Origin of the sequence: Streptomyces sp. WAC06614, assembly GCF_003949795.1 — a bacterium.
GTDB lineage: Bacteria > Actinomycetota > Actinomycetes > Streptomycetales > Streptomycetaceae > Streptomyces.
Map to the genome: position 1 here is coordinate 1 of NZ_RPRY01000393.1, position 5,860 is coordinate 5,860.

The 5,860-nt window shown below is 73.2% G+C and carries 6 protein-coding genes and 1 pseudogene; 3 read left to right on the top strand and 4 right to left on the bottom strand.

Features of this window, described 5'->3' with window-relative positions:
• Positions 1-108 precede the first annotated feature (108 nt).
• The 4 genes from EF918_RS31475 to EF918_RS31490 all read right to left on the bottom strand — a co-directional run bounded on the left by EF918_RS31475 (position 109) and on the right by EF918_RS31490 (position 2,740).
• Entirely contained in the window at positions 109-489 is a 381-nt protein-coding gene (locus EF918_RS31475) for a CU044_2847 family protein (protein WP_125652331.1), read from the bottom strand.
• A gap of 70 nt (positions 490-559) precedes the next feature.
• A complete protein-coding gene (locus EF918_RS31480) occupies positions 560-994 on the bottom strand; it encodes a hypothetical protein (protein ID WP_125652332.1) in 435 nt (144 codons plus the stop codon).
• 40 nt (positions 995-1,034) lie between these two features.
• A complete protein-coding gene (locus EF918_RS31485; RefSeq protein WP_125652333.1) occupies positions 1,035-1,784 on the bottom strand; it encodes an ABC transporter permease in 750 nt (249 codons plus the stop codon).
• A 41-nt stretch (positions 1,785-1,825) separates the two neighbouring features.
• Positions 1,826-2,740 (bottom strand): ATP-binding cassette domain-containing protein, encoded by a 915-nt coding sequence (locus tag EF918_RS31490; RefSeq protein WP_125652334.1) that lies wholly within the window; start codon positions 2,738-2,740, stop codon positions 1,826-1,828.
• 108 nt (positions 2,741-2,848) lie between these two features.
• Here EF918_RS31490 and EF918_RS31495 point away from each other — a divergent pair, with 108 nt between their 5' ends.
• The 3 genes and pseudogenes from EF918_RS31495 to EF918_RS31505 all read left to right on the top strand — a co-directional run bounded on the left by EF918_RS31495 (position 2,849) and on the right by EF918_RS31505 (position 5,773).
• Positions 2,849-4,039, top strand: a complete 1,191-nt coding sequence (locus tag EF918_RS31495; RefSeq protein ID WP_125652335.1) for a sensor histidine kinase — start codon at positions 2,849-2,851, stop codon at positions 4,037-4,039.
• A 4-nt stretch (positions 4,040-4,043) separates the two neighbouring features.
• Positions 4,044-4,544: pseudogene (locus EF918_RS31500) on the top strand (response regulator transcription factor); the annotation flags it as partial.
• 71 nt (positions 4,545-4,615) lie between these two features.
• Positions 4,616-5,773, top strand: a complete 1,158-nt coding sequence (locus EF918_RS31505) for an ROK family transcriptional regulator (RefSeq protein ID WP_125652336.1) — start codon at positions 4,616-4,618, stop codon at positions 5,771-5,773.
• Positions 5,774-5,860: the final 87 nt, after the last annotated feature.

Consider the following 5,860-nt stretch of genomic DNA (forward strand, 5'->3'; position numbering starts at 1 on the left):
CCCCGCTACGGGCCCCCGGTCGGCCACCCGGCCCCCCGAGGCCGTCGTCACCCCCGGCCCGCGGACGCCGAGCTGCTGCCAGCTCCGGCGCCGCGGGCCGCGCCGCCCTCAGCGGCCGTCCCCCGCAGCCGCTCCCGGCGCCGGGCGGTCCCGTGGGCGCCAGGTGAGGGTGACCGAGATGGCGGCCGTCGCCTCCCCGTCGGCGAGCATCGCCACGGCTCTGCCCGGCCGCGCCACCAGCTCGATGCCGAAGGTGGCGCTGATCTCGTCCGGGGCGGCCGCCTCCGCGGCCCGCAGCACCGCCGCCCCCAGACCGCTGACCAGCTCGCCCAGCCGGTCCACCCGGGCCGTCAGCTGCTCCAGCGCGCTGACGTCCTCGTAGCCGAAGTCCCCCTCCGTGTCCGGCACCTCGTCCGGGCGGAGCACACTGACCCGGGCCAGCACCGTCTCCCCGCCCGGCAGCTCGATCTCCTGGACCTGTCGCTCCATCGTCCCCCCGCATCGGCCGGCAGACCTGGCTGCCGGGATTCTTCCCGCCACGGCCCCGGGCGACGCGGCCCTACGGCGGCTCGACCACGGTCACGACGGCCGTCACCTGGGGCGAGTGGTCGGCCCCCCACTGCGCCTCGTACAGGGCGACCCACCGCTCCTCGACCCGCCACAGGTCCACGTGCTCGGTGGTCCCGCACACGTCCCGCCACGGCTGCGGCAGTTCCTCGGTGAGCGCCCGCGCCCTCAGACCCAGCACGGAGAACGGGTCCCCCTTTCCCCACCGCTCCTCCAGCAACTGGCGCAGCGCCTCGAACTCGGCCGCGGTCTGCTCCTCCCCCACCGTCCGGTCGGCCGCGTCCTCGTCGCCGTACCAACGGCTCCCGCCCAGCTCCGCGAGGTGGTAGCCGGGGCCGCTCACGCCCACCTCGGACCGCCTCCGGACGTCGGGGAAGTCACGCGTCCGGAGCCGGTCGATCGTCTCGAGATGCTCTGCAGTGGTCATGCCGTCAGTATCTCGGGCGGCACTGACAACTGGCCTGGCGTCACACGTCCCGGCGTCGGATCGCGAGCCACCCGCCGACCACCGCGGCACCGGCCCACAGCGCCAGCACCCCCAGCCCGGTCCAGGGCCCCAGGTCGCCGTGCTGGTCGATGCGCAGGACCATCTGGCCCGCACGGTCGGGCATAAACTGGGCGAACCCGCCGGCGGCCTCACCGATGACGAACGAGACGATCAGGACGAAGGGTATGAGGAGGCTCAGCACCAGCGCCGTGTTGCGGAGCACGGCCGTCAGCCCGGCCGCGAACAGCGCCATGAGCATCAGGTAGATGCCGCACCCGACCGCCGCCCGGACCGTGCCCTCGGCGCCCAGTTCCATGGCGTAGGGACCCATGAACTGCTGGCCCGCGACGAACGTGGCGAATCCGGTGACCTCACCGATCAGCAGGGACAGGACGGCGATCATCGTGATCTTCGACAGGTAGAAGCGGGTCCGGTCGGGCACCGCGGTCAGTGTGTTCCGCAGGGCGCCGTGATGGAACTCGGCCGCGAAGGCACTGGCTCCGAACGCGAAGGCGGCTATCTGCCCGAAGTTGAGCCCGTAGAAGGCCGCGAGCAGCGGATCCTCCCCCATGCTGCCGGCCTCGGCCTCGCCGATCGCCGCGGCGGTGAGGGTCTGGATGCCCACGGTGGCCACGCACACGGCTGTCAGTGCCCCGAGCGTGCCGCGCAGGGACCGTATCTTGATCCATTCCGAGTGCAGGACGGGGACGGTGGGCAGAGCGGAGCTCATGGCGAAACCTCCTGAGGTACGGGCGACGGTGATGGTCGGGGTCAATGGGGAGTTGCGGCGAACTCGGCGTGGTCGGCGGTGAGACCGAGGTAGGCCTGCTCCAGCGAGGCCCGCTCGTCGGCCAGTTGCAGCACGGGTATGCCCTCGCGGGCCGCCAGGCCGCCGATGTGCTCGGCCGTCGTGCCGTCCACGGTCCAGCACCCGTCCTCGCCGTCGGCCAGCTCCAGCCCTTCGCGGGCGAGGGAGGCCCGCAGACGGACCGGGTCGGTGGTCCGGACACGGACCCGGGCGGTGCTGTGCGCATCGATGAAGTCCTTCATCGACATGTCGGCCAGCAGTCTGCCCCGGCCGAGGACGACCAGGTGGTCGGCCATCAGGGACGTCTCCCCCATCAGGTGGCTGGAGACGAGGACCGTGCGCCCCTCGGCGGCGAGTTCGCGCATCAGCTCGCGGATCCAGATGATGCCTTCGGGGTCGAGGCCGTTGGTCGGCTCGTCCAGGAGCAGTACGCCGGGGTCACCGAGTAGTGCGGCGGCGATGCCGAGGCGCTGGCGCATGCCCAGGGAGAAGGTCTTCACCCGGCGCCCGGCCACGGTCGCCAGACCAGCCCGTTCCAGGACCTCCACGACCTTCCTGTGTGGGATGCGGTTGCTGGTGGCGAGGGTGAGGAGGTGGTCCCGGGCGGTCCGGCCGCCGTGCGCCGCCTGGGCGTCCAGGAGGGCGCCCACGTGGTGGAGCGGCTCCCGCAGAGCGGTGAACGCGCGTCCCCCGACGGTGGCGGTGCCGGAGGTCGGCCGGTCCAGCCCCAGCAGCAGGCGCATCGTGGTGGACTTGCCGGCGCCGTTGGGGCCGAGGAAGCCGGTGACCCGTCCCGGCAGGACGTCGAAGGTGAGGTGGTCCACGGCACGGGTCCTGCCGTATTCCTTGGTGAGTTCGCGGATCTCGATGCGGTTCATGGCTCAAGGTTCGCGTCCGGCCCCCCTCCCGTTCCTCCCCCGTGCGGGGGGATCGTCTCCCCCGCACGGGGGAGACGCGGGGCCCGGGTCAACTGCCACGATGCAGCCATGAACCGCTTCGTCCGCGCCCCGCTCCAAGGCATCACCTACACCCGCTGGGTCCACCTCCTCACGCCCGTCCTCATAGTCGCCGTATGGATGTTCATCGAGCCGGAGGCGCCGTGGTTCCCGGCGCTGATCGTCGCGCCCTTCGGGCTGATCCCCTGGGTGCGTGTGGCGGAGGGCCTCCAGGCCCAGTTCCTGCTCCTCCCGTCCGGCCGGGCGGCGGACGCTCCGCTCATCTCCACGTCCCCGTCGGCCAGGTGGGGCGACCGGTGGCGCACCGTGCTGTGGCTGGAGATGCGGCTGGTCATCGCGTTCCTGGCGATGTTGCCCACGGTCTGGCTGCCCGCCATGGCGGTCGAGCTCGTGCAGAGGTCCTGGGGCCTGCCGCCGGGCGACGACTCCTTGCTGGCGACCGTGCTGCCCGCGCTGCCTCCGCGCTGGCTGTGCCCGTTCCTGGTGCCCGTGGCGCTGGTCCTGCTCTGGCTGATCGTGGTCCTCCTGGGGCAGCTGACCACCGCGATCGCCGGCCGGCTGCTGGGGCCTTCGGCGGCCGAGCGGATGACGCAGCTGGAGAAGCGTACGGAGGACCTGCTGGAGCGGAACCGGATCGCGCGCGAACTGCACGACTCGATCGGGCACGCGCTGACCGTGGCCGTGATGCAGGCCGGGGCGGCACGGGCGGCGGGGGACCCCGCGTTCACCGAACGGGCGCTGGCCGCGATCGAGGAGACCGGCCGGGCCGCGCTGGAGGACCTGGAGCGGGTGCTGCTGGTGCTGCGGGAGTCGGCGCAGCCGCCGTCGCAGCGGCCGACGCTGCGGGAGGCGGACCGGCTGCTGGAATCGGCGCGGTCGTCCGGGGCGGAGGTGGATGCGGAACTGTCGGGGCCACTGGAGAAGTTGCCGGGGCCGATCACCCGTGAGGGGTACCGGATCCTGCAGGAGGCGCTCACCAACGTCCTGCGTCACTGCGGTCCGGTGCCGGTGCGGGTGCGCGTGGAGGTCGGAGCCGGCCGGCTCGATCTGGAGGTGACCAATCCCTTGCCTGAGGGCCGTCCGCAGCTGATGGCGGGCACCGGGTCGGGGTTGCGCGGGATGCGGGAGCGGGCGGCGCTGCTGGGCGGGAAGGCCGAGTCGGGCCCGCACGAGGAGAGTTGGAGGGTGCGCGTGCGGCTTCCGCTGGAGCGAATACCCTGACCGGGTGCCCATCACCGTACTTCTCGTCGACGACGAACCGCTGGTCCGCGCAGGTCTGCGTGCCGTTCTGGAGGCGCAGCCCGACATCGAGGTGGTGGGTGAGGCCGCCGACGGCGCGGCGGTCGTCCCGCTGGTCCGTCAACTGCGGCCGGACGTCGTGGCGATGGACGTACGGATGCCGCTGATGGACGGGATCGAGGCGACCCGGGTGGTGCTGAGGACGATCTCCGACCCGCCGAAGATCCTGGTGGTCACCACCTTCGAGAACGACGAGTACGTCTACAAGGCCCTGCGGGCCGGGGCGGACGGGTTCCTGCTGAAGCGGGCCAGGCCCTCGGAGATCGTGCACGCGGTGCGGCTGGTGGCGGAAGGGGAGACCCTGCTGTTCCCGGCCGCGGTGCGGTCGCTGGCAGCCGAGTACGGGAACCGGGAGGCACGGAACGTGCTGGAGCGGGCCGCGCTCACCGAACGGGAGGGAGCGGTGCTGCGGCTGATCGCGCGGGGGTGGGTTCTCGCCGCCGTCCTGACCGCGCAGTACGATCCGGCTGACAGGCGCGCTAGCTGGGAGGACACACGTTGGGGCAGCTGACCGGCGGGGATCCCTCTCTGCTCCGGCGGATCAATTCCGCGGTGGTGCTCAGGGCACTGCGCGCGGCCGGTTCGCCGACGCTCACCGACCTCACCCGGGTGACCGGGTTGTCGCGGCCCACCGTGGAGGGGGTCGTGGAAGGGCTGATCGCCACCGGGCTGGTGGTCGAGGCGGTCCCTGAGGAGGGCGCCCGGCGCCAGGGGCGGCCGGCGCGGCGGTACCGGTTCCGGACCGAGGCCGGCCATCTGCTCGGAGTGGAGATCGGCTCGCACCGGGTCGCGGCGCTGCTGTCGGGGCTGGACGGGCGGGTGATCGGCGCGGGCACGAAGGAGGTCGCCGAGACGGCCTCGGCCGACGAGCGGCTGGAGAAGGTCCGGGCGTGCGTGGCCGACCTGCTGCGGCGGGCCGGGGTGCCGCGGGACTCGCTGCGTGCGGTGGGCGTCGCGAGCCCGGGGATCGTGGAGGCGGACGGCACCGTACGGCTGGGCACGGCGCTGCCCGGGTGGACGGGGTTGCCGCTGGGCGATCGGCTGAAGCGGTCGTTCCGGTGCCCGGTGCGGGTGGAGAACGACGCGAACGCGGCGGCGGTCGGCGAGCACTGGAAGGGGGCCGCGCAGGACACCGACGACATGGTGTTCGTGATGGCGGGGCTGAGCCCAGGTGCGGGTTCGTTGATCGGCGGGCGGTTGCACCGGGGGTTCGGCGGGGCGGCGGGCGAGATCGGCGCGCTGCACCTGCTGGGGCGTGAGGCGCGTCCGGAGAAGCTGTTGTCCACGACGGGCGAGCCGTTGCATCCGCTGGACGAGCAGGCGGTGGCGGAGGTGTTCGCCCGGGCCAAACGGGGGGACGAGCGGGCGGTGGCCGCGCTGGAACGGTTCATCCAGCGGCTGGTGCACGATGTCGCTGCGCTGGTGCTGGCGATGGACCCGGAGCTGGTGGTGGTCGGCGGCTGGGCCGCGGGCCTGGACGGGGTGCTCGAACCGCTGCGGCGGGAGCTGGCCCGGTACTGCCTGCGGCCGCCGCGGGTGGCGCTGTCGCTCCTGGGCGAGGCGGCGGTGGCGACCGGGGCGTTGCGGCTGGCGCTGGACCATGTGGAGGAGGAGCTGTTCGCGGTGGAGAAGACGGTGACCACGCGTCGCCGCTGACCCGTCCCGGAGGGGCCGCACCACCCGACCACGCCACCGGGTCCGAGGCCCCTGCCCCCGGGCCACCCCCTTCACCGCTGTCCCACG